The organism is Flavobacterium cutihirudinis (genome assembly GCF_003385895.1).
In the GTDB taxonomy this organism is placed as follows: Bacteria; Bacteroidota; Bacteroidia; order Flavobacteriales; family Flavobacteriaceae; genus Flavobacterium; species Flavobacterium cutihirudinis.
Genome location: NZ_QRDQ01000008.1, coordinates 257,592 through 282,609 on the forward strand (window position 1 = coordinate 257,592; position 25,018 = coordinate 282,609).

A 25,018-nucleotide genomic window follows, 5' to 3' on the forward strand; every position below is an offset into this window, starting at 1 on the left:
TATCACTTATATGGTTTGAGAGACTTTTTTTATTGTAATCCTTCTTTCAGAGCAGTTAATGCCTGGGCATCATAAACTGTATTATTGCTTCTGTCAAATAAAGACATTGTATTGACACCTAGATTTCCGGCATCCCAATAAAACGGAATTAATCCGTTAGCTTTAGATTGTTTTACAACATATTTCAGGAAATAAGCTCTTGATGCTAAATGCAATGTCAAATTATCACCCGTTAAATCGCTACGTTTTATCGCTCCAAATTCCCCTAAAATTACAGGAATTCCTTTATCTACAAACTGCGTTTTCATCGAAAGGAAAAATTTATCTAAATCTGCCTCTTCTCCCCAGGTTGCATTACGCTCAGTATCTGTTGCCGAATGATAATCTTTTCCCCAATAATAAAACATTTTACCCCAATCTGCATCTTTGTCCATTAAGCAAAATTGATATGGCGTATAATAATGAACCTCAGCCATTATTCTGTCCGCAACTTTATCAGTTGGCATAGCCGTCATTAATTTGTTTGTTTTTTCGATGTCTGTTGATGGTCCTTGTACTATCAGATTACGGTATGCATTTTTTCCTCCCGTAGAACGAACTGCATCTACAAAAGTTTGATGGTACGAAGTCAAAACTGCCATTTGCTCTGCGTTTTCAACATTTGGTTCGTTGGCACTTGCAAAAAGCAAATGCTCATCAAAACCGCGTAACGTTGTTGCAATTTGTTCCCAAAATGCTTTTTGCTTCGCATTATTTGCTTCTTTTTTAGCTGTTATAACATTATTTTCCAGCCAGCCGCCGTCCCAGTGAATATTGACAATTACATACATATCATTGTCAACACAATATTGTACCACTTCTTTAACTCTGTTTAGCCAAGTAGTTTGAATTTCTGCTTTATCGGCATTAGCCAAATATTGGTTCCATGAACATGGAATTCTTATTGCATTAAATCCATTTGCTTTTACCAAATCAATAAGTTGCTTGGTTACTTTTGGATTTCCCCAAGCCGTTTCACCGCCAGTTGCTTCCATAGTATTTCCAATGTTCCAGCCTAATTTCATTTTCGCTGCCAATTGTGCTGCCGTACTTCCCATTCCGGATGCATCAGCCGCGATCGGACTTGTATTATAATTTGGATATAAACCACTGCTTGTTTCCCCCAACGCTTGCGAAACAGAAATTGTTACCGTTTTTGCCTCTGTCGAAGTTAAAGTTAATACAGCTGTTCTAACTGCAGTTGTCTTGTTCTCTTCAGCTGTTAGTCGTACCAAAAAAGTTCCTTTTGTACCCGTTGTTACGCTAAGTTTCGCCCAAGTTTCTGAACTGCTTATTGCCCAAGATGCTGCTTCAGAAGTTATTGTAATATCAGCTCCATCTTCTGTGCCTTTTAAATCAATTTTAGTAGTGTTTGCCGAAAGTGATTTTACCGTCGTCTCTGTATCTGAAGGTGTATCTTTTTCAGAACTGCAAGCCAAAACACCTAAAAAACCAAAGCACAAAACAATGCTTAACAAATAATCTGTGATTTTCTTTTTCATATTATTTAATTGTTATGGCAATTTCTTTTTTAATATCTCTTGAAGAAGTTCCAACTTTAAGTGTGTACTTTCCAGGTTCAATCGTCCATTTTTTAGACGCAACATCATAATAAGCCAATTCTTTTACCGGAACTTTGATTGTTACTTTCTCTGAACTTCCAGCTTTTACAGCTACTTTTTTGAAGCCTTTCAACTCTTGTGCTGCACGTGTAATTTTAGAATCCGATTTAGAAGTGTATAATTGTATTACTTCTTTTCCATCTGCTTTTCCTGTATTTTTAACATCAACAGTAACTTCAATTACATCCGTTTGTGCGTAATCTGTTTTGTTTGATTTTGCATTTTCAAGCGCAAAAGTTGTGTATGACAATCCGTAACCAAAAGGATATAATGGCGCTACATTTTTAGTATCAAACCAACGGTATCCGATCAAAATTCCTTCTGCATAATTTACCGTTTTGTCTCCAGGGAAACTGTTTGTTGCATGCGCAGGAGAATCTTTCAACTGTTTTGGCATTGTCCAAGGTAATTTTCCTGACGGATTTACTTTTCCTAAAATAACATCAGCCAAAGCGTTTCCTCCTTCAGAACCATTAAACCAACTCCAAACCAAAGCAGAAGATTTCTGACTTACTTCGTTAATATCAAACGGAGCTCCGGCAATCATAACCACAATAGTTTTAGGGTTAACAGCCAATACCTGTTTTATTAACTCTTCTTGTCCGAAAGGCAAATGCAAATCTCTACGATCTGAAGCTTCTGTTTCGTAATCACGGTTTGAACCCGCAAAAATGATTGCAACATCTGAGTTTTTAGCCGCTTCTACTGCTTCTTTTACTTTTGCAGGATCTAATTTGTCAATTGTAACTGGTCCTGTAGAAGTAATGTTTCCTAAGTTTCCTTTATTTTTTTCGTCGTAACGCTCTAAATATCCTTCCGCATAATTGATTTTAATTGAAGAAGGCAATCTGTTTTTAAGACCTTCTAAAGGCGTAACTTCTCTTTTTGTTTTTACTCCGGCACCAAATCCGCCAAGAGCATTTTTCTTAGTTGCATTGTTTCCGATAACGGCAATAGATTTAACTCCATCTAATTTTAATGGCAATGCATTGTTTTCATTTTTCAACAATACAATAGCTTCTGCTGCAATTTTGTAAGCATCTTGATAATGTGCTTCGGTTGCGATGCTTCCTTTTGCACGCTCGCCTCCGCCCATTGCTTTAACTTGGAATAAAACTCTTAAAATACGTTTTACATGCAAGTCAATTTCTTTTTCTGAAACTTCACCTGATTTTACTGCAGCAATTAATTTATCAGCTAAGAAAAATTCGTTGAAAGGTTTTGGTGTTCCCATTTCAATGTCTAAACCATTTTTCAAAGCTTTTCCTGTAGAATGCACCGCAGCCCAGTCTGAAACTACTACACCTTTAAATCCCCATTCATCACGAAGGATTTTATTCAACATATAATCGTTTTCACATAAATATTCGCCTCTGAATTTGTTGTAGGCTCCCATTATACTGTAAGCTTTTGCTTCTTTTACAGTAGCTTCAAAAGCTGGAAGATAAATTTCACGAAGTGTACGTTCGTCAATTTGTACATCGACAAAATCACGATTCGTTTCCTGATTGTTTGCTGCGAAATGTTTTACGCAAGCCATTACATCTTTTTCCTGTAAACCAACAACCAAAGGCACTGCGATTTTTTTATTCAAAAACGGATCTTCCGACATGTACTCGTAAGTTCTTCCTCCAAGTGGTGTTCTTACCATATTTATGGCCGGCGAGAGCAACATATCTTTATCTCTTGCACGCAATTCTTCTCCTAAACTGGTTCCGAAAGTATGCGCCATTTCTGCATTCCAAGTTGCTGCCAAAGCTCCTCCTGCAGGATAATAAGTTGCAAAATCATTTGTCCATCCTGCTGGAGCCCAATTGTCTCTTGAGATTTCTTCACGAACTCCCAAAGGACCATCGGCCATTTTTAATTCCGGAATTCCTAAACGTTTTACGCCTGCGTTTGCAAACATACTGTTACCGTGAAGCATTCCGATTTTTTCCTCCAATGTCATTTGGGCAATCAGCTTGTCGATTTCTGCATCATGCTCCGTTCCAATTTCTTTTCCTTGATACTCTTCGGTTTGAACCGAAGCCGTGTCAGAACTTTGCGCTTCATTCTTGCATGATGTTACAAATGCAAAAGCCACCGCTGCTGAAAGGTATATCAATTTGTTTTTCATAGTTAGATAGTTAGATTTTCAGAACTTAAAGGTTAATATCCTCACCCTAACCTTTCATTCTATTTATTAATATTTATTTATGGTTCTTTTTATAATGATGCTTTAAGGTTACTTTTTAACAAAATTCAACATCACCACATCATTTTCATTTATTTTAAGATCTCTGCTAAAAGTTCCTTTTGCATCTACCGTTATTTTTTCTGTCGAAATTGGCGCGCCAGTGTTTTTCTCTTTTATTGAATTAACCTGTTGACGTGTTAACTGATTTGGTTTATTAAAAGCTAAATAATCTGCGTAAGCATCATTTACTTTATAACCTACTTTGTAGATTTCCAAAACATAGTTTCCTTTCTGCAAACCATCAACTTCAATTTTTACTTTTCCTTTTTCTTTAGATGGTAAATCCTGTACGTAATATGTTTGGTTCCAAACTTTATCGCCCGGATGTGTATTGGTAAAATCCCATAGTAATAACTGAACATCTCCTTTAGAATTTTTGGTTGCCCATGAAGCTTTATCGGTATTTTGAAGTTCGGTTTCTCCTAATTTATTCATTAAATAATAAGAGAAATAAGCCGGTTTTTTAATTCCTTGCGTATTCAATAATCCGAAACCTCCGTGGAAAGGTGTGAATCTAGGTCCTGCTTCTTCAAAAATATCGGTGAAAACCCAATATGACATTGAGTTTGCGGCATTTCCAACTTGTTTCAATTTCTGTAAAATATAAGCTGCCGAATGATAACTGTCGTGAATTGGATCTGCTGGCGTATACGATGAACTCCACTCTGTGTAATGCAACTCTAAATTAGGTTTAGCCGACTCGGTAATCAATTTTCTGGAATGAATAATTTCTCCGCTTACACTCCATTCGTCCTGATTTAAAACTGTCCCTGAAGTTCCGAATTCATCAAGATATCCTTGTTTTACTCCGTAAGTATGCGTTGATACAAAATCCATCGGAACATTATTTTTGGCGCAAAAATCAATTGTTTCCGAAACCCAAGCTGAACCAGCCGTTGCCGGCCCACCCACTCTGTAAGCCGGATTTACAGCTTTTACGCCTCGAGCTGCATAATCGTACAATTTGTAATATTCTTCCTGAGTGCTGCTCCAAAATCCTGGTGATAAATTCGGTTCGTTCCACACTTCAAAATACCATGTTTTCACCTCTTCATCTCCGTAACGCTCTTTAAAATGTGCGGTTAGGTTTTTCACTAAATCTTCCCATTTTTTATAGTCTTTTGGAGGCGTTACATTTCCTTTCCACCAAAAAATAGTTTCTTTTCCGCTCGCTAAAGCATTTGGCATAAAACCTAATTCAACAAACGGTTTCATTTTCAGACTCACGATATAATCAAACAAAACATCTACATACTGATAATTGTATTCCGGATTTCCTTTTGAATCTTCGCGATAAACCGCCATATCATCCGACAATAAACCATGAAAACGGATGTATTTAAAATCGCATTCTTTTTTCACCAATGCCAATTGCTGCTGCCAGTCGGCTCTCAAACCTTCGTTCGCTCTTCCAGCTCCAATGCATTCTTTAAACATGGTGTTTAATTTTCCTGCTTCTTTTTTGAAATCAACTTTTATGATTCGGTTTTCAGCATTATTGTTTTGTGCAAACGAAATACTGCTGCTTACGATTAAGGAAATAAATAGTATTGCTGAAAATTTTTTCATTTGATAATAAATATTTATTTGATTATTGGAACGTAGACGCATTGAAATGCGTCTCTACAAATATGCGTAATCGTTTCGTTACGAAACCCGACAGGTTTTTAAAACCTGTCGGGTTTGAGAAATTAATAATTACATCTTTTTGAATCTCACTGCTCCACCTCCGGCACCACCTAATTTCAATTGTAATTTATCCGAAGCTTTTACTGTTTTCTTAGAAATAGCTACTGCTTCCGGATTGTGTGTTTGGTCTGTTCCTTCAGCATCCACATAAATTTGTGCTTCGTAAGTCGCATTTGGATCTAAGAATGACAATGAAACTTCTACATTTCTTGGTTTTTCATTTGTTAAAGTTCCCAAATACCAATCAGCGCTGTTTCTGTCTTTTCTTGCTGTTGTGATGTATTCACCAATTTTTCCTTCTAAGATTTTAGTATCTTCCCAATCTGTCGGAACATCTTTTAAGAACTGTAAAGCTGGTTTTCCTTCGTAGTTTTCAGGAAGATCGGCCAACATCTGAATTGGAGCATAAATCGTTACATATAACGCTAATTGCTGACCAACTGTTCCCTGAACTCTTTTTCCAGGATATCCTTGTTTTACCTCAACATCAAAAATTCCAGGCGTAAAATCCATTGGTCCTGAAAGCAATCTTGTAAAAGGAATAATCGTTAAGTGGTTTGGCGGATTTCCTTCGCTCCAAGCGTTATATTCTTGTCCGCGTGCTGCTTCTCTTGAAACCATGTTTGGAAAAGTTCTTCTTTCTCCTGTATCTTTAATTGATTCGTGATATAAAACCGCTAAATCGTATTGTGCTGCTTTTTCTAAAATGTATCTGAAATAATTTACTCCAAACTGCCCGAAGTGCATTTGTTTCATATTCAATTTAGAACCTACGTGACCGATTTTCACGGTATGAATTCCTAATTTTTTGTATAAAGCAAAACCTTCGTCAACTTCTTTTAAGTAGTTAATTAAGTTAGAACCTGTTTCGTGATAACCAATTAATTCGATGTTCTTTTTCTTTCCGTATTCCACTACTTTTTCAAGGTCGAAATTATCAGCACTTTTCGTGAAACTGAACATGTGCATACGATTTTCATACCAACCTGGCGTCCAGCCTTTGTTCCAGCCTTCGATCAATAAATGGTGGAAACCTTCTTTTGCTGTAAAATCGATATATTCTTCAGCGTGTTTAGTTGTTGCTCCTTGTTTGTCGCTTTCCCAGAAAGTATATTTCCCTATGTGCATTCCCCACCAGATTCCTAAATATTTATACGGTCTGAAATAATTGTTTGTATTTTTTAATTTGTTTGGTTCGTTTAGGTTTAAAACCAAATAAGAAGTGATCAATTCTCCCGGATTTTCTCCAATTTGAAGCGTTCTCCAAGAAGAAGTAAAAGTATCTTTTACGCGAACTTTTACACCGTCAGGCCACGGCACCAAATCCGATTTTAATTCTGTTCCTTTATTGTTCACCAAAGTCATACTTGCAAAATCAATCAAGTTTGCTTCGTGGAAACTTAAAGCTAATCCGCTTTTGCTTTCAATTGTTAGTGGCGTTAAAACGGTATCCAAAGTACTTACCGGTGCATCTTTAAAAAGATATTCGTCGCGATTTTCTCTGTTTGCCGGAATCCACCACGCTTTTCCATCTTCTTTTAAGTTGAAAGTCGTTTTTTCATCCATAATGAAAATACTGTCTTTCACATTTTGTTTTGGATAAACATATCGAAATGCAATTCCGTCATCGAAAGCGCGAAACTGAATTTGCAGTTTTCTTTTGTTTCCTGTTTTTTGCTGCAAATCAACTACAAGCTGATTATAGTGATTTCTAATGTTTTTCTTTTCTCCCCAAACTTGTTCCCAAGTCTCATCAAAAGAAGTCGTTTTTGCGCCTTTCATTTCAAAGTTAGAACTTAAGTCTTCATTTCCTTTTAGCAAAAATCCCATATCTGATGGAGAAATCACTTCCGTTTTTCCGTGAGAAACTGCATATTTTGGAGCATTTTTTACCAGCTCAAATTTGATTTTATTCGTTCCGTTTGGCGATGCCAATTCGTAAGCATTCTTAACTTTTTGGCTGTATCCAACTGAAATGGAAAGCAAAACAACTGGAAGAACTAGATACTTTTTCATAATCTTTTTTTAAACATTTTAATAAATCGGGCATTGCAAGCCGCTTTACCCGATTTAAAAACTAAACAAAAACTCAATTTTTAATTATAGGTATGCTTTTTTAACACACAGAATTATAATTTATTAGAGACTTATAGTTTCTATGTGTTTGTTTTTTTCTCTCGCAGATTTGGCAGATTTAGCTGATTTTAAACATTAAAAAAATCTGCATGATCTGCTAAATCTGCGAGAGTAATAATCCTTTTAATCTGTGACTATTTTTTCGCCACGAATTGCACCAATTATCACCAATTCAATTCGTGGAAATTCGTGCAATTAGTGGCTAACCTTTTTATTTCGCCCACTCTGTTTTAAAAGTGGTTTTTCCGTTTAACGGATTTGCAGCTACATCAAAATTGTTTCCGCTTTTGTTCACTTTTATTTCCTGAACTGCATCACCTTCCGGTAAAAATACTTTGGCTGTCGCCGAAGTCGTTTTATCGCTTGCAAATACTTTTAATGTCAATTTGCTCCAGTCCATATCTTTTGTAGACTGCGCTAAACCAATGTGCGGAATTGCAGTTCCATCTTTAACCAAAACGATAATTGGAATTTCACCTGCTTTGATTTTGTGCCATCCTGCTTGGTAAACTTTTTTAGTTTGGTAATCAATCCAAGTTCCTTCCGGAAGGTAAACGTCTCTTTCTTCAACTTCTTCAAAAAGTGGTGCAACCAACATACTTGAACCAAATAAATATTGATTATCAACCAACCAAGCTCCCGGATCGTTTGGATATTCTACAAATAAAGCACGCATCATTGGTAAACCTTTTTGAGAACTTTCTTTTGCCTGAGCGTAGATATATGGCATTAATTCGTAACGCATATTATCTGCTTTTCTAAATCCTTCTAAGAAATCTTTGCTATACAACCAAGGCTCGCGAGGCGGTTCTCCGTGGCTTCTTACGTGTGAAGTCAACATTCCGAATGGTGTCCATCTTCTGTAAATATTCTCAGGAGATTTTGTTGCAAATCCTCCAACGTCATGACTCCAGAAACTGAATCCGCTTAGTCCTAATGAAAGTCCGCCGCGTAATTCTGCCGACATCGCTCCATTTGTAGTTTCAGAATCTCCTCCCCAATGTAACGGATAACGCTGAGATCCTGCCCAAGTACTTCTCGCCCAGATTAAAGTATATCCTTTTTCTTTCTGAGTGATTTCGGCAACAGCCTTATTATATCGCAACGGATATAAATTGTGTTCGTAGAAACCTGTTCTTCCAGAATGGTAAATTCCGTCTGGCGGAGCAGCTTCTCCAAAATCAACTTTGAAAACCGCAACGCCTTCGTCAAATAATTTTTTCAATTTTCCTTGGTACCAAGTGATTGTTTCCGGGTTTGAGAAATCCAAAACGGCATCTTCGTAAGGAAGGTTTCCTTTTCTGTCTCTTACTGCTAAGTTTTTATCCATGATTTCAGGGAACAAAGTGTTCTTTGGCGTGAAATAAGGCAATTGCCAAAGACAAACCTGGAAACCATCTTTTTTCAAATCGGACATCATTTTTGTAGCGTCCGGGAAACGAGATTTTGCAAACTCGTAGTTGTTTCTCCAATCTACATCAAACCAACCTGTATCAAAGTGAATAACATCGGTTGGGATTTTGTATTTACGTAAATCTCTTGCTACGTCGCGTCCTTCTTTTTCAGAGAAATAAGTGATTCTACTCATCCAAAAACCGAAAGACCAAAGTGGTGGCATCGCTGCTTTTCCTGTCAAATCTGTATATTGATCTAAAATGTCTTTTGGTTCTCCGATGAAGAAAAATAAATCGGCTTCGTCATCTCCAATGTACATTTCGTTTGCACTTCCAAAGTATTTTCCGAAATCTACTGTAATTGGAGTCGAATGGTGCATGAAAACTCCGTAACCACGGCTACTCATGTAAAACGGAATCGGTTTGTACATTGTTTCATTTTGGATTCCGTTTGCGTCATCCGTCCATAAAACAACTTTTTGTCCGCGCTTGTTGAATTGTGTGAAAGATTCTCCACATCCAAATATTTTTTCGTCTGGTTCTAAACTGAAAGCCGCGCCCATACTTCTTGAATAATCGCTATTTCTGCGAACATAAGAAAACGGAAGTGTTGGTGTATAGGTATTTTTAAAATCAGTATCGTGAAGTGTACTTGTCAGTAATTTTCCTTTTTCGTCGTAGATTTTTACGTGCCAAGGTTTTACTAATATTTCAACTCGTCCATGTTTACTTGTGTAACTATGACCGCCTTCGATTTTAGCATATTTCCATAATTCAGGATGATTTGGCGCAACGCCATTAACCAGCATTAAAGATGCTGCCTCTGGATGAAATTGTGGTCCTGAAGTAGTTTTAATACGAACCGTTCTATCTGAAACAAACTGAATTTCGAATGGCAATACTGGCGAAACCTCATATTCTGTAGTTGGAAATTCGTTTGGTTTCTCCGCATCCGGTTTCATCATCATATTGTTGAAAGCCTGACGCGTTTTATAATTGTATCTCAAATATTTTATAGTTCCTTTTCCTGTTGCAGGATCAAAAGAAGCCAGTTCATCTGCGAAATAAAAAGTGTTCAGATAATTCTGAAAATCTTTACTGATGTCTATTGGTGCGTTCAGTACGTCTGCATTTTGGATTTGAGCTGATGCTTTTGGTGTCAAAACAAATCCAAGCATAAAAGCTGAAAACAATGTGGTTAGTGATGTGTTTTTCATTAGTTTAGTTTTTGTATTTCCTTCCTGCAAGGTTTTCAAAACCTTGTAGGTCTGCTATTTTTTATTCTATACTTTACTATATATACCTACAAGGTTTTGAAAACCTTGCAGGAACTACGTGTCATTATTCTGCTGTAATTACAATTGTCGATTGTTTTAATCCGTTTGCTTTTGCAGTTAATTCTAATCTTCCTGATTTATCTCCAGACTGAACGATTACCAGACATTTTCCAGCCATAGCAGTATGTTTATTTCCTTTAAAAGATTCGTGACTAACCGGATCTCCACTACTAACTCCAACAATTTTTCCATTTCCTTTTAAAGAGAAATTGATCTCGTTATTCGCATTTGGTGCTAAAATTCCTTTTTCATCTAAAATGTCAACAGTCACAAAAGACAAATCATTTTTATCCGCTTTTATCGTGCTTCTGTCTGCCGTTAATTTTAGTTTTGAAGGATTACCGGCTGTTTTAATTTCTTTTTCTAAAACCACTTTTCCGTCTTTACGAGAAACTGCTTTTAAAGTTCCTGGCTGATATGGAATTCTCCACATTACATGTAAATCGTCTCCTTTTTTACTGCGAATACCAACTGATTTTCCGTTTAAGAAAAGTTCAACTTCATCAGCATTATTGTAATATGCCCAAATGTCAACGGTTTGTCCTGCTTTCCAGTTCCAATGTGGAAAAATATGAAGAACCGTTTTATTTGTCCATTCACTTTGGTACATGTAATAAACGTCTTTCGGGAAACCGGCCAAATCAACAATTCCAAAATACGAACTCACCGATGGCCATTCGTACGGCGTTGGTTCTCCGATATAATCGAAACCTGTCCAAACGTACATTCCGGCTAAGAAATCATGCTTTTTAATGACTTTCCAAGTCGCTTCATGTGTTGATCCCCAAGGCGTTTGCACCTGATCATAAGCTGAAACCGTATTTCCAGGATTTCCTCCTTCAAATTTTTTATCCCAGCTTACCGGCCATTTTTTGATTGTATCTGAAACCGCATCGTAATATCCTCTTGTTTGTAAACCCGAAGTTGTTTCGGTTGCGATAAAAGGTGTATTTGGGAAATTTTTCAAATGATGTTCGAATGTCTGATGTGCATAATTGTATCCAATTAAATCTAAAACACCAGATCCGGCAAGCGGATTAATCGATACATTTTTTTTCTCAAATTGTAAAGTCACCGCATCAATATTCATATTTACCGGCGGATTCATTCCTGCAGTAATAGGTCTTGTCTTATCGTATTGACGTGTAATTGCAGCAAGTTCTTTGGCGATTTCAATTCCGGTTTCATTCCATTGTTCCGGAATTTCATTTCCGATACTCCACATAAAAATACTCGCATGATTTCGGTCGCGCAATAATTGATCGATTAAATCTTGTTTGTGCCATTTGTCCCAATCATTAGCATAATCATATTTACTTTTGGCTTGTTTCCACATGTCGAAAGCTTCATCCATGACAATGAAACCCATTTTGTCGCAAAGTTGTAAAAGTTCCGGAGCAGGCGGATTGTGTGAAGTTCTTATTCCGTTTACACCCATTTCTTTCAGGATTTCCAACTGACGCTCAATTGCGCGTGTATTAATCGCAGAACCCAACGGACCTAAATCGTGGTGCATACAAACACCTTTAATCTTGACTTGTTTTCCATTCAAAATAAAACCTTTGTTCAAATCGAATTTAAAATCTCTGATTCCGAAAGTGGTTTTGTATTGATCTATGATTTTATCGTCAAGCGAAATTTCGGTAACTGCAGTATACAATTCCGGTTTTTCATCCGACCATAAAACTGGATTTTCTACAACTGCCAATTGTTTGATGGTTTGATTGGCATTAGCATTTAATGTTATATTTTGAGTAACCGATGTTACTTTGGTGTCGTCTTTAAAAATGGTAGTAATTACAGTTGCTTTTTTTTCTGCTGAATATTGATTTTTAATTGTAGTTTCAATATTTACTGAAGCATTTTCAGCTGTAACTTTTGGAGTTGTAATATACGTTCCCCATTGTCCCACGTGAAGTTTATCTGTGGTTTCGATCCAGACATTTCTAAAAATTCCGGAACCCGAATACCAACGTGAATTTGGTTGTTTTGAATTGTCAACCTTAACAATTATTTCGTTGTTTTTTTCTCCGTAATTTAAATAGGGAGTAATTTCATATTGAAAACCAATATATCCGTTTGGGCGTTTTCCTAAATAATGTCCGTTTACCCAAACTTCGCTGTTTCTATAAACTCCGTCAAAAGTTATAGAAGTTATTTTTGTGCTGTCTTCCGCAGCTACTTTGAATGTTTTTTTGTACCAGCCTAAACCTCCGTTTAGCGATCCTCCACCATATCCGGCAGGGCTTTTTTCATCAAACTTTCCTTCAATACTCCAATCGTGAGGCACATCTAAAATACGCCATTGCGTTGAAGCTCCAATTGTATCTTTATCTTTTAGACTGTCGTTTAAATGAAAACTCCAATCTGAATTGAATGACACTTTTCGGTTTTTAAATTTCTGATCACTTGAAGATTTACAAGCCGTCATTACAGCCAAGCCTGCAAAAAGTAATCCGATTTTTTTTAATGAAGTAAGCTGAATCATAGTGTTTTTAAATTTTAATAACCTGAAAGCAGTGTTAAAACTGCTTTCAAGTTACTATTAAATTGTAATCTATTTTATTAAGGAATTATATAATGGAAAACAAACCATTCATCCTTACCTGCATCATAAGATGTTCCAAACCAAATACCTTTCGTAAGATAGTCATTATTGAATGCTTTCACTACCTTAATAGTATTAGTCGTTGGATTCATCCAGCTCGTTGGATTTTGAAGAAGGGTATTTGTTCCTAAATTAACTTCATTTTTCTCTTCATTAATAGTAAATACTCCTGTAGTTTCTACTCCATTTTGGCTTCTGGTATAATTTAGTTTTCCTCCAAATTGATCAAAACGAATCCATGAATTACCAGCTGTCGCAGCCCAATCATCATTCCAACCCCAGTTGTATGAACTTGAAGCTCCAGTTGTCCAACCTTTTCCTTTTCCTAACCAGTCAACTGGATTTCCATTTCCGTCTAAAGCCCAAACTCTTCCTGTTCCAGCACCACCAGTAAGCATTTTTAACAATTCTCCCGGAGCAAAAGTTGGATTGAAACCTTCATCGTAAACCGGTGCTGTAACCGGCGGTACGTAATTGTCTGCATATTCTTTAGAAACAAAGTTCCAAATGTACCACCAAGGACCTTCACTATTGGTTCTCATGATAGCAATTCGAAGTTGGTTTTCAGTAAGTTTTAAAACTTTGATATTATTAGTCCAGTTGCTTGCGTTTCCTACATAATTGTCTGCTCTTAAAATCGTTGCTCCTGTTGTAGTTAACGTATGCGTATTAATGTCTAAGAAATAAGTTCCGCTTTCTTTAAGTGTTCCGTCAGCTTCATAAACTTTCATAAATGGCCCACCTTCAAGACTGAATGTCATATATCTTCCCCAATGCATATCAGCCTCTGAACTTCCCGGAGGCATACCTTCAGGTTCCCAGTTTGGAGAAAAATTGTTCCATTCAACTGTTGTACTTGGATCTGCATAAGCCATTGCACCCATAGCCTGGCCATATTTACCATTATCTAATACCCAAGATTTTTGTTTTCCTACTCCACCTGATAAAGCTGTCCAAAGAGGATCGTTAACATAATTTAAATTGTCTTGTGTTACTGTAACTGTCACGGGATCTAACTCCACAATTCCTGCATCTGTAACTGCCGAAACTTTTATAGTATAATTTCCTTTGAAAGCATATTTAACGGTTTGTACAGCCTTATCCGATTTTCCTGTAACATAATCCCAGTTTAAGATTACTCCCGGGGTTGTATTTTTCAGGATCACAGTATTTCCGCCCGCGTCTGCAGCTAAATCCTGAGTGATTTCAAAATGGATATCCGATTTATCAATCGGGCCATCCAAAGAATATGTTTCTGGTGAACAAGATGATACTAGCAATGCTAACATCAAAAATGAGCTCATTAATATTTTTATACTTTTCATTTTCTTTCTTTTTTAAGTTAAAATTACCAACCGGTATTTTGTTTTAAAACTCCACCTGACAATGTAATTTGCGTGTTAGGAATTTGTTGCAGACCTTTTGTATTTTGGATATTTGCTGCCGAAATTGTTTTTGTAGTTGGAACTCCTCCATTTAACAACGATGTAGTTTCAGCAATAGTAGTAGAAGCTTTCCCAACTCCCTGACGTAATAAATCCCAATATCTAACTCCTTCAAGCGCAAATTCTAAATGTCTTTCATTCATAATATTATCCTGATTTACAGCAAGTGGTGTGTAAGCCGTTTTATAAGCTCTTTTTCTCACTTCATCAAAATAAGCCTGCGCATTTCCGCTGCCTAATTCAGCTGCCATCAATAAAACATCAGCATATCTTAAGACTACATAATCCTGAAACTGGCTAATATCCCAGAATTGGCTACCCATTGTAAGCGGAAGATCTTTTCCGTCTTTATCCACCATTGGTGTATATTTTTTGTTGTAGTAACCTGTATATTCTCTTTGATTGTTGATTTTATCAAAATTGATTTTTTCTTCAGTAATTCCAATTACAGTTGCTGTACGTCTAGTATCATTAGCGCTGTATGCATTGTACAATTTAGAATTAACTGTAACTCCCCAACCACGTCCATAAGGATAAGATGAATACTCTCTCATTCCGAACATTACTAACCAGTGGTTACCATCTGTATTTCCGTTATAGTCACTTGTATACGTATATTTTATAGAAAACACATTTTCTCTGTTATTTTCACCTGCATATTTATCTACAGAAGCAGCTGGCCAAAGTGTTGAGAAATCCTCAAGTAAACCATGTCCGCTAGAAGTAACTACATCTTCCAAATGTGCCAAAGCTTGCGCTTTAGTTACAACTCCCGCTAAATCAGTTTTTCCATAATATCCTGTGTAGTATAAATAAACACGACCTAATAAAGATTTTGCTGCCCATTTTGTAACACGTCCGCTAGTTGTAGCGTTGTAAGCTACTGAAGGCAAATTATCAGCTGCGAAAACTAAATCTTCTGCAATTACTTTATACACTTCATCAGGATTTGCCTGAGGAATATTTTCAGAAGATGGTACCGTTAATAATGGAATATTTCCCCAAAGACGAACCATTTCAAAATAAAGATACGCTCTGATAAATCTTGTTTCAGAAATATACATATTTTTTGAAGCCGTATCACCTTGCCAATCAATTTGATCCATTTTACTCAAGAAAATGTTGCAACGATAAAGTGCTTTATAGTAAGCAATCCAGTTTCCATTTAACATGTCAACATCTGATGGTGAACGTTTGATATCAAACTCATCAACAGCTGCATAATTGTATCCATCTGAGTTTCCTGTTCCTCCAAAACAATCGTCAGACATTACCTCACTTATCACTGGCACTCCCATTCCTGCAGCTCCTGTTGCAACCTGCATTCCATCATAACATCCTACTAATGCAGAATAAGCATCGTCTGTAGTTTTGTAAAAGTTTGTATCTGTTTGCGTCATAGGTTCTGTTTCTAAACTACAAGAGCCCAAAGACAATAAACTAAAACAGAAAATATATAAATATGTATTTTTCATCTTTTTATTTATTAAAGTTTAATATTTAATCCCATCATGAATGTTCTTGGTCTTGGGTAGTAACCTACGTCAACACCTGAAGAAAACTTTTGGTCATCATTTGAAGAACCAAATCCAATCTCTGGATCCATACCATCATATTTTGTGAAAGTATAAAGGTTCAATACTGAGAAATAAACTCTGAATTGACTTGCAAAAAATGGTTTAGATTGTTTCATTTTTGCTAAATCAAATCCTAATGTTACAGTATTAATTCTTAAAAAGTCTCCTTTTTGAATATACAAATCTGAGAATTGAGTAAAGTTTCTGTTGTCTTCTGTTACTCTAGGAACTGTATTCGAAGAACCTTCACCATGCCAACGGTCTAAAATAGCAGTCGTATAATTTCCGTACGCACCAGATTGGTTTCTGTACGATTGTACGATTTCATTTCCTGCAACACCATTCGCGTTAAGCGAGAAGTCGAAAGCTTTATAACTAGCTGACACAGAAAAACCGTAAGTAAAATCAGGATTTGGTTTTCCGATGCTTGTTTTATCAGTAGCATCAATTTTATCATCGCCATTTGTATTTACATAAATGATGTCTCCAGGCGCTGCATTTGGTTGTAAAACCACTCCATTTGCAGATTTGTAATTATCGATTTGCTCTTGATTTTGGAAAACTCCTCCTGTTTTATATCCCCAGAAATAACCTAAAGGAAATCCGTTTTGTGCTCTGTAGAATTCACCTGCATTATCATAAAGTTCATTATTCAATCCGTGAATAATACCGTCCTGAGAAGGTATTTGTCCCACTTTATTTTCATTATATGCACCATTTGCACTAATACTATAATTGAAATCGCCAATTTTATTCTGATAAGATAAAGACAACTCAACACCTTTATTCACTACATCTCCACCATTTGTATAAGCTGGATCAGCACCTGCTGTTGCTAAAACCGGAGCTAAAATTAACCAGTCTTTGTTCGTTTTCTTATAAACATCGAAAGTAACGTTCAATGCATTTTTCAAGAACCTTGCATCAAAACCAAAGTCAACTTGTTCTGAAGTTTCCCATTTTAAATCAGGATTTGATAATCTGTTAGGATATGCTCCTGGAGTTAATTCGCCTTCTGCATTACCAAAAATATAGTTTGTATAATCTGTTTTTATCGGTGATAAGTATTGGAAAGCTCTTGCATTTTGATTTCCAACTTGTCCCCAGCTTCCTCTTAATTTTAAGAAATCAATCCAGCTTGCATCTCTCAGGAATTCTTCATTTGTTACAATCCATCCTGCAGAAACTGATGGGAAATAACCCCATTGATTTTCTTTAGAAAAAATAGAAGATCCATCCATTCTAAAAGTCGCATTTAATAAATACGTTTCTTTGTAGTTGTAATTTAATCTTCCAAAATAAGACATTCTTTTTGTCTCTTGCTTGATACCTTTGATAGCAATTTTAGCACCGGCTTTGTTTGTAGTGTTGTCGATCCAAGCATGCTCCAAATCATTAAAAACAGAATCTGCATTGGTAACTGATACTGAAGTACCATCATAATTGATAGATGATGTACCTAACATTGTTTCAAAATGGTGATCATCTGCAACGTTAAATTTGTATGTCAATAAGTTATCCCAAGTAAGAGTTTTACCTTTATTCATGTTTTGATTCACAGTATCAAAATCATTATTTGCATACGTTGACAAGTGATATACAGGTTTATAAGAATGACCTTCGCCTGCATAATAATCAAGTCCTAAAGTTGTTTTGAATGTCAAATTCTTGATAGGCTCAATTTGTAAATAAACGTTTCCTAATAATTTCTGATTGTTGTTCTCATTTTGATTGTTATAAACCATCATAGCATAAGGATTTGCTACACCAGCCAACCATGGTTCAGAGTTTTTTGTAGTATCGTAGTAATTTCCTTCAGCATCATACATTGGCAACAATGGATTAGTCTGAAATGCACTTCTTAAAGAGTTGTTGTATTGATTACCAACTCCAATTCCGTTTTTATTGATATAAGCGAAACTTAAATTCTGTCCAAAAGTTACAACATCTTTGTAAAGTTTGTGCTCTGAGTTGAATCTGAAATTGTAACGCTCATAGTTAGATAAATCTGCTCCACCAACAACTCCTTCTTGACCTAAGTAAGATAATGAAGATGAGTAAACTGAAGTTTCAGAACCTCCCGATGCACCAAAAGCGAAATTTTTAGTCGCTGCGTTATCAGTAATCATTTTATCTACCCAGTTTGTTCCTGCACCTAACTGAGCGATTTGAGCATTTGTAAAATAAGGGTTCTTCCCTGAGTTTACAGCCGCTTCGTTTAATATTGTAGCATATTCTGTTGCATCAAGCATATCCATTTTTCTTGCTACAGATTGTACTCCGTAATATTGATCAAATGTAATTTGGCCAGATGCTCCGCGTTTTCCTTTTTTAGTTGTTACCAAGATAACCCCGTTTGAAGCCTGAGATCCGTAGATTGCAGCAGAAGCAGCATCTTTTAAAACAGAAATAGATTCAATATCCGAGTTGCTTAAATAAGAAATATCGCCTGTCAATATTCCGTCTACAACATATAAAGGTGACGTACCCGCTATCGAACCAGCCCCTCTGATTACTACATTCAGACCTTCTCCCGGTTGTCCTGAAGTTGATGTAACCTGAAGACCAGCTGCCTGCCCCTGAAGTGCCTGAAGTGCATTTGTAGTATTGGTTTTTACAAGGCTCTCTCCGCTAACCTGAGTAACAGCATTGGTTACAAGGGTTTTCTTTTGTGAGCCGTATCCAACTACTACAACTTCTTTAAGTTCTGCAGTTTCTTCTTCTAGTTTAACATTTACTGTTTTTTGAGTTCCTACAGTAATTCTTTGTTTTTTGTACCCGATAAAAGTAAAAACAAGCACATCACCGGTTTTTGCTTCTATTTTATAATTCCCGTCAAAATCGGTTGCAGCGCCAATTTTTGTTCCTTCTACAGCAACTGATGCTCCGGGAATTCCCATTCCGTCTGTACCCGATGTTACAGTTCCGCTTACAGATCGGGATTGTGCCTGAGCAAAACCTGACTGTATCATAAATAAGCTAAAAAACAGAGCCGTAAAAAACGGAAGCAATGTTTTAATACAATATTTGCTTTTCATAATAAATAAGAGTTGGTTAAATTAAGTTAGTTACGTTTATAATTGTCTATGTGATAAGTTTCTGCTTTAATGGATTTTCAAAAAATCATTGAAGTACGATTTTTTCAAAACCTTCTTTTTTTACCTTTTTTGGATTTAAAAAATTATTCATAAATAAACTTATAGTCAAATTGAAAATATCTTATGGTAAATTTGACTACAAGTGTAAAACTTTTTTTCTATATTAGCAAAATATTAAGGTTATTTTTTTTTTATTCTAATTTAAATCCAACCATTTTTATCAATACAACAAGGATTAAAAGAAAATTGAAATAAAAAATGATGAAAAAATAACGAAGTATGATTTTGACAATCAACTATTTAAAGAAAACAAAATCTTTGAGGCTGTTTTTTAACGATTCTAAAGCACTGAACGTCAATTTCATTAGTTGTTAAAAAAATATTAATTAATCAACAAAGACAGTTATGCATTTTATTTGTTTAATTTGTCAAAATTTATTTCGCATATGGTTAGAAAAGTAGATGCCGACTCTGTTGCAATTAGCGAACAAAATGCGATGAACGCAATCACCATTGACTGCGTTGTATTTGGATTTGACGAAGGAAGTCTTGAAGTACTTTTAGTACAACATGGCGAAGGTATCAGCAAAGGAAAATGGGGACTTCCCGGCGGATGGATTTACAAGAAAGAAAGCACAGACAATGCAGCTCACCGATTGTTGAATGAACTTACCGGACTTGACAATATATATCTGGAACAATTGAAAGCATTTGGCGATCCGGATCGTTTTCCGCTTCGCCGTGTTATTACTATAGGCTACTATGCTCTCGTAAAAAGAGAAGATTATAATATTAAAGCCGGTTTTACGGCCGCTGATGCCAAGTGGTATAAAATCAACAGCATTCCTGATCTTATTTATGATCATAATGAAATCTTATCCTACAGTTTACAGCACCTTCGCAACAGGGTTCGTCAGGCTCCAATTGGATTTAATCTCCTTCCGGAAAAATTCACTTTATTACAACTAATGCATTTATACGAAGAAATTTTAGGCATTGAAATGGACAAATCGAACTTTCGCCGAAAAATTCTTCACATGAAACTTTTAGCTGCTTTAGACGAAAAACAACAAGATGTTTCGCATCGAGCCGCAAAATTGTATAAGTTTGATCCTGAAATTTACAATAAGCTAACTGAAAAAGGATTTAATTTTGAATTTTAAACCATAATGACCTCTCAAATTAATACACAAACAACAAACACTCCAGCCGTAGACGGTATAACAATTGACTGTGCCATTTTCGGATTTAATAAAGCAAGTCTTGAAGTACTTTTGGTGCAACACGCAGAAGGAGAAAGTATCGGAAAATGGGGATTACTGGGAGGATATCTCAAAAAAGAAGAAAGTGCAGACGAAGCAGCACAAAGAATTGTATACGAATTAACAACACTAGATAATATTTATCTGGAGCAACTTAAAGCTTTTACCGATCCAAAAAGGGTCAGCGACAGACGAGTTGTTACAATTGGTTATTACACGCTCGTGAATCGTGAAGACTATAATATAAAAGCAAGTCAAACAGTTATCGAAGCAAAATGGTACAAAATAAAAGATCTTCCGAAATTAATATTTGATCATAACGAAATTTTCGATTTCAGTCTGAAGCAACTTCAAAACCGTGTGCGTCAGGCACCAATTGGTTTTAATTTACTACCAGAAAAATTTACTTTATTGCAATTGATGCATCTATATGAAGAGATTCTCGGAATTGAATTGGACAAATCGAATTTCAGACGAAAAATTCTTCATATGAAACTATTAGTTGCCTTAGATGAAAAGCAACAGGATGTTTCGCATCGAGCGGCTAAACTCTATAAATTTGATCCAGAGATCTACAAAAAATTAACAGAAAAAGGATTTAATTTTGAATTTTAAGTCCGAATTTAAATTTCATATTTAACTATCGGCTGCTGAGCATTCCAGAATCCAAAACTTTGCGCTATCTTTGCGCCTTAATAACTGCCCTAAAGTAATTGCCGGAGCGGTGTTTATACCCACAAAAAGACTAAAACTCAATTAGAGAATTGATATATTAAAATGAAGAAGATACGTAACTTTTGCATTATTGCACACATTGACCACGGTAAAAGTACACTGGCAGACCGTTTATTGGGCGCTACACAAACCGTTACAGCTCGTGAAGAAAAAGCACAATTGCTTGACAACATGGATCTGGAGCGTGAGCGTGGAATCACCATTAAAAGTCACGCCATTCAAATGGAATATACTTATAAAGGAGAAGAATATATTTTAAATCTAATTGACACTCCTGGTCACGTTGACTTTTCATACGAAGTTTCAAGATCGATTGCTGCCTGCGAAGGTGCACTTTTGATTGTTGATGCTGCACAAAGTATTCAGGCGCAAACTATTTCGAACTTATATTTGGCTTTAGAAAATGATCTGGAAATTATTCCGGTTTTGAATAAAGTTGATTTACCAAGTGCTAATCCTGAAGAAGTAAGTGACGATATTATTGATTTACTTGGTTGTAAATTAGAAGATATTATTCATGCTTCGGGAAAAACAGGTTTTGGTGTTGAAAATATTTTGGCGGCTATTATCGAAAAAATTCCAGCTCCGAAAGGAAATCCTGATGAGCCATTACAAGCTTTGATTTTTGACTCGGTTTATAATCCGTTTCGTGGAATCGAAGTAATTTTTAGAGTTGTAAACGGTGAAATTAAAAAAGGTCAGAAAATTAAATTCATGGCTACAGACAATGAATATTTTGCTGACGAAATTGGAACTTTAAAATTAAACCAAGTTCCTAAAAATGTCGTTTCTGCCGGAGATGTTGGATATTTAATTTCAGGAATTAAAGAAGCACGCGAAGTAAAAGTAGGTGATACAATTACAGATGCAAAAGTGCCGACAACTAATATGATTACAGGTTTTGAGGACGTAAAACCAATGGTATTTGCCGGAATTTATCCTGTTGATACTGAAGATTACGAAGATTTACGTTCTTCAATGGAAAAATTACAATTGAATGATGCTTCATTAGTTTTCACTCCTGAAAGTTCTGCTGCATTAGGATTTGGTTTCCGTTGCGGATTCTTAGGAATGCTTCACATGGAAATCATCCAGGAACGTTTAGAGCGTGAGTTCGACATGACTGTAATTACTACAGTTCCTAACGTTTCGTATTTGGCTTACACCAAAAAAGAGCCTGAAAAAGCATTAATTGTAAACAACCCTTCTGATTTACCGGAACCTTCAAAACTGGACAGAGTTGAAGAGCCGTTTATCAAAGCTACGATCATTACAAAATCTGACTTTGTTGGAAACGTAATGAGTTTATGTATCGAAAAACGTGGTTTAATTACCAACCAAACATACTTAACAACTGAAAGAGTTGAGTTGAATTTTGACATGCCTTTGGCGGAAATTGTATTCGATTTTTACGATCGTTTAAAAACTGTTTCTAAAGGTTATGCTTCTTTCGATTATTCTCCTATCGGAATGAGAACTTCTAAATTAGTGAAATTGGACGTTCTTTTGAATGCTCAAACCGTTGATGCACTTTCTGCATTGATTCACGAAGATAACGCGTACAACATCGGTAAAAAAATGACCGAAAAATTACGAGAATTGATCCCAAGACAGCAATTCGATATTCCGATTCAGGCTGCAATTGGAGCAAAAATTATCGCTCGTGAAACGATTAAAGCACTTCGTAAAGACGTTACCGCAAAATGTTATGGTGGAGATATTTCGCGTAAGCGTAAACTTCTTGAAAAACAGAAAAAAGGTAAAAAACGTATGCGCCAGGTAGGAAATGTTGAGATTCCGCAAGAAGCATTTATGGCTGTTTTGAAATTGAATGACTAGATTTTTTTTATTTAGAAGAAAGAATAAAGAAACAAGATTATAGATTAAACCCAATGACGAAAGTTATTGGGTTTTTTGTTTATTTCCAACTTGTTCCTGATTATCAAATAGTTAAAAATATAGATTTTTTAAGTAAGATTAATCTTATTTACACTAAAAAAACCACATAAATACCTGATTTTTAACACAGTTCATCGAACTTAAAGTTAATTTTACACTAAAATTTGTATTTTTAATCCTACAACTTTAAAACTGTAAGATTATGAAAACCAAATTTTCAATTATTCTAGGCTTATTTACATTTTACTTTGCCAGTGCACAACAGGAAGATCAAGTTAATTCTGAAATGAATTCTGCAAAAGGAATTACTTTTGCTCACGGTGATATGTTTGTCGAAGGTGCTTTGCAAATTGCTACTGGCGGCGACCGCGATTTTTATGCTTTTAATCCCAAATTTGGATATTTCCTTAATGACAAATTTGCCGTTGGTGGACAAATTAGTTTTTCAAGTGACAAATATGAATCTACTGACACTAAAACTAATATTTTCGGTATTGGAGGGTTTGCAAGATACTACGTCTTAGAATTAGACAAAAAACGTTTCAAAGCGTATGGCGAAGCTGGATTAGGCTATGGCCGAAACAAAGTAGAAGACCCAACAGGCTCTGATGACAGCAACAGTCTTACTGCAAATATTAATGTCGGTCTAAACTATTTTGTAACTAAAAACATCGCGGTAACTTTCGTACTGGCTAACTTACTATCGTACAACAGTGTTTCTCCAGAAAATGGTCCATCTTCAAACACATTCGAATTAAACATCAATTTGTTTAATAATATCTTTACACAACCTAAGTTTGGGCTTTTGTACAAATTTTAATTTCTTCAGAAATTTACATACAAAGCTGTCTCAATTTGGGACAGCTTTTTTATTTCTAAAAAGCTTTAACCTTTGTAACTTTGATCCTCCAAACCTTTGAACCCTAAAAAAATGGATGAAACTCCAAAACGATTTGACCGAATTGTCGCTATTCTGATTCAATTACAATCTAAAAAAATTGTAAGAGCGCAGGAATTGGCAGATCGTTTTGATTGTAGCTTAAGAACAATCTATCGAGACATTCGAACACTGGAAGCTTCCGGAGTGCCTATTTATAGTGAAGCCGGAGTTGGCTATGCTTTAATGGAAGGTTACAGGTTACCTCCCGTAATGTTTACCCGTGAAGAAGTGAGCAGTTTTATTGCCGCTGAAAAATTAATGCAAAAATTTACTGATCCCTCACTTGGAAGCCATTATGCATCGGCGATGTATAAACTGAAATCGGTTTTGAGAAGCGGTGACAAAGATTATCTTTCAAATATCGAATCCAGGGTTTTGATGCAAACCGCAACTACCGAACCAATGTTCAATGATAATTCACCAAATACACTGGCTGTTTTGTTTGAAGGTATTGCGGAGAAAAAACAGATTCTATTAACCTATAAAACGTTTGACAAAGACGAAACTACGCAACGGAATTTAGAACCCGTTGGTGTATTTCACGATCATAACAATTGGTATTTTCTTGGTTATTGTCATTTGCGGAAAGATTACCGCCAATTTCGAACGGACCGTATTCAGGAAATTAAAAAAACAGAACTTGATTTTACAATCGAACATAATTCTCTGGAAACCTATTTATCGCAAACCGAAACCATTCCGACTACAAAAGTCAGACTTTTGATTGACAAAAAAATCGCAAGATATTTGGCAACGGAAAGAAAATATCACGGTTATATTTCGGAGAAAGAAGTTGACGAAAAAATCGAAATGACTTTTATGTGCCGTGACATAGAAAACGCTTTTCCAAGGTGGTTTTTAATGTTTGGAGATTATGCCACAATTCTTGAACCGGAAATATTGAAAACAAATACTTTAAAATTAATAGAAGTCAACAAACAAAGGCTTTTATAAGAAAAAAACCTCTAATGCAATATAATTGCATTAGAGGTTTTTAA

General features: G+C 35.8%; 14 protein-coding genes. 5 read left to right on the forward strand and 9 right to left on the reverse strand.

Annotation, left to right across the window (positions count from 1 at the left end; translation table 11 throughout):
• Positions 1-29: 29 nt before the first annotated feature.
• The 9 genes from BD847_RS06980 to BD847_RS07020 all read right to left on the reverse strand — a co-directional run bounded on the left by BD847_RS06980 (position 30) and on the right by BD847_RS07020 (position 19,124).
• On the reverse strand, positions 30-1,541 hold the full coding sequence (locus tag BD847_RS06980) for a cellulase family glycosylhydrolase (RefSeq protein WP_115887580.1): 1,512 nt from the start codon (positions 1,539-1,541) through the stop codon (positions 30-32).
• Between the two features lies 1 nt (position 1,542).
• The gene (locus BD847_RS06985) at positions 1,543-3,780 is read right to left on the reverse strand and encodes a glycoside hydrolase family 3 C-terminal domain-containing protein (protein WP_115887581.1); all 2,238 of its coding nucleotides are present in this window, start codon (positions 3,778-3,780) and stop codon (positions 1,543-1,545) included.
• A 108-nt stretch (positions 3,781-3,888) separates the two neighbouring features.
• Positions 3,889-5,469: a GH39 family glycosyl hydrolase gene (locus BD847_RS06990; RefSeq protein WP_115888328.1), complete on the reverse strand. Its 1,581-nt coding sequence runs from the start codon at positions 5,467-5,469 to the stop codon at positions 3,889-3,891.
• Positions 5,470-5,598: 129 nt separating this feature from the next.
• On the reverse strand, positions 5,599-7,605 hold the full coding sequence (locus tag BD847_RS06995; protein ID WP_115887582.1) for a glycoside hydrolase family 97 protein: 2,007 nt from the start codon (positions 7,603-7,605) through the stop codon (positions 5,599-5,601).
• 331 nt (positions 7,606-7,936) lie between these two features.
• Positions 7,937-10,336, reverse strand: a complete 2,400-nt coding sequence (locus BD847_RS07000; protein WP_115888329.1) for a glycoside hydrolase family 31 protein — start codon at positions 10,334-10,336, stop codon at positions 7,937-7,939.
• Between the two features lie 124 nt (positions 10,337-10,460).
• A complete protein-coding gene (locus tag BD847_RS07005) occupies positions 10,461-12,944 on the reverse strand; it encodes a glycoside hydrolase family 2 TIM barrel-domain containing protein (RefSeq protein ID WP_115887583.1) in 2,484 nt (827 codons plus the stop codon).
• Between the two features lie 77 nt (positions 12,945-13,021).
• Complete coding sequence (locus BD847_RS07010) at positions 13,022-14,389, reverse strand: hypothetical protein (protein WP_244201568.1); 1,368 nt, start codon at positions 14,387-14,389, stop codon at positions 13,022-13,024.
• 23 nt (positions 14,390-14,412) lie between these two features.
• The gene (locus tag BD847_RS07015) at positions 14,413-15,984 is read right to left on the reverse strand and encodes a RagB/SusD family nutrient uptake outer membrane protein (RefSeq protein ID WP_115887584.1); all 1,572 of its coding nucleotides are present in this window, start codon (positions 15,982-15,984) and stop codon (positions 14,413-14,415) included.
• A gap of 11 nt (positions 15,985-15,995) precedes the next feature.
• Complete coding sequence (locus BD847_RS07020; protein ID WP_115887585.1) at positions 15,996-19,124, reverse strand: SusC/RagA family TonB-linked outer membrane protein; 3,129 nt, start codon at positions 19,122-19,124, stop codon at positions 15,996-15,998.
• A gap of 506 nt (positions 19,125-19,630) precedes the next feature.
• Between BD847_RS07020 and BD847_RS07025 the strand changes: the two genes are divergently transcribed.
• The 5 genes from BD847_RS07025 (at position 19,631) to BD847_RS07045 (ending at position 24,974) form a co-directional block, all read left to right on the forward strand.
• Positions 19,631-20,347 carry an NUDIX hydrolase gene (locus tag BD847_RS07025; protein ID WP_115887586.1) on the forward strand — a complete coding sequence of 239 codons (717 nt, stop codon included), beginning with the start codon at positions 19,631-19,633 and terminating at the stop codon, positions 20,345-20,347.
• A gap of 6 nt (positions 20,348-20,353) precedes the next feature.
• Positions 20,354-21,061 (forward strand): NUDIX hydrolase, encoded by a 708-nt coding sequence (locus BD847_RS07030; RefSeq protein ID WP_115887587.1) that lies wholly within the window; start codon positions 20,354-20,356, stop codon positions 21,059-21,061.
• A gap of 162 nt (positions 21,062-21,223) precedes the next feature.
• The gene (gene lepA / locus BD847_RS07035) at positions 21,224-23,020 is read left to right on the forward strand and encodes a translation elongation factor 4 (RefSeq protein ID WP_111287390.1); all 1,797 of its coding nucleotides are present in this window, start codon (positions 21,224-21,226) and stop codon (positions 23,018-23,020) included.
• Positions 23,021-23,282: 262 nt separating this feature from the next.
• Positions 23,283-23,900, forward strand: coding sequence for an outer membrane beta-barrel protein (locus tag BD847_RS07040; RefSeq protein WP_115887588.1), 618 nt, complete (start codon positions 23,283-23,285; stop codon positions 23,898-23,900).
• A gap of 111 nt (positions 23,901-24,011) precedes the next feature.
• A complete protein-coding gene (locus tag BD847_RS07045) occupies positions 24,012-24,974 on the forward strand; it encodes a helix-turn-helix transcriptional regulator (protein WP_115887589.1) in 963 nt (320 codons plus the stop codon).
• The last annotated feature ends 44 nt before the right edge of the window (positions 24,975-25,018 follow it).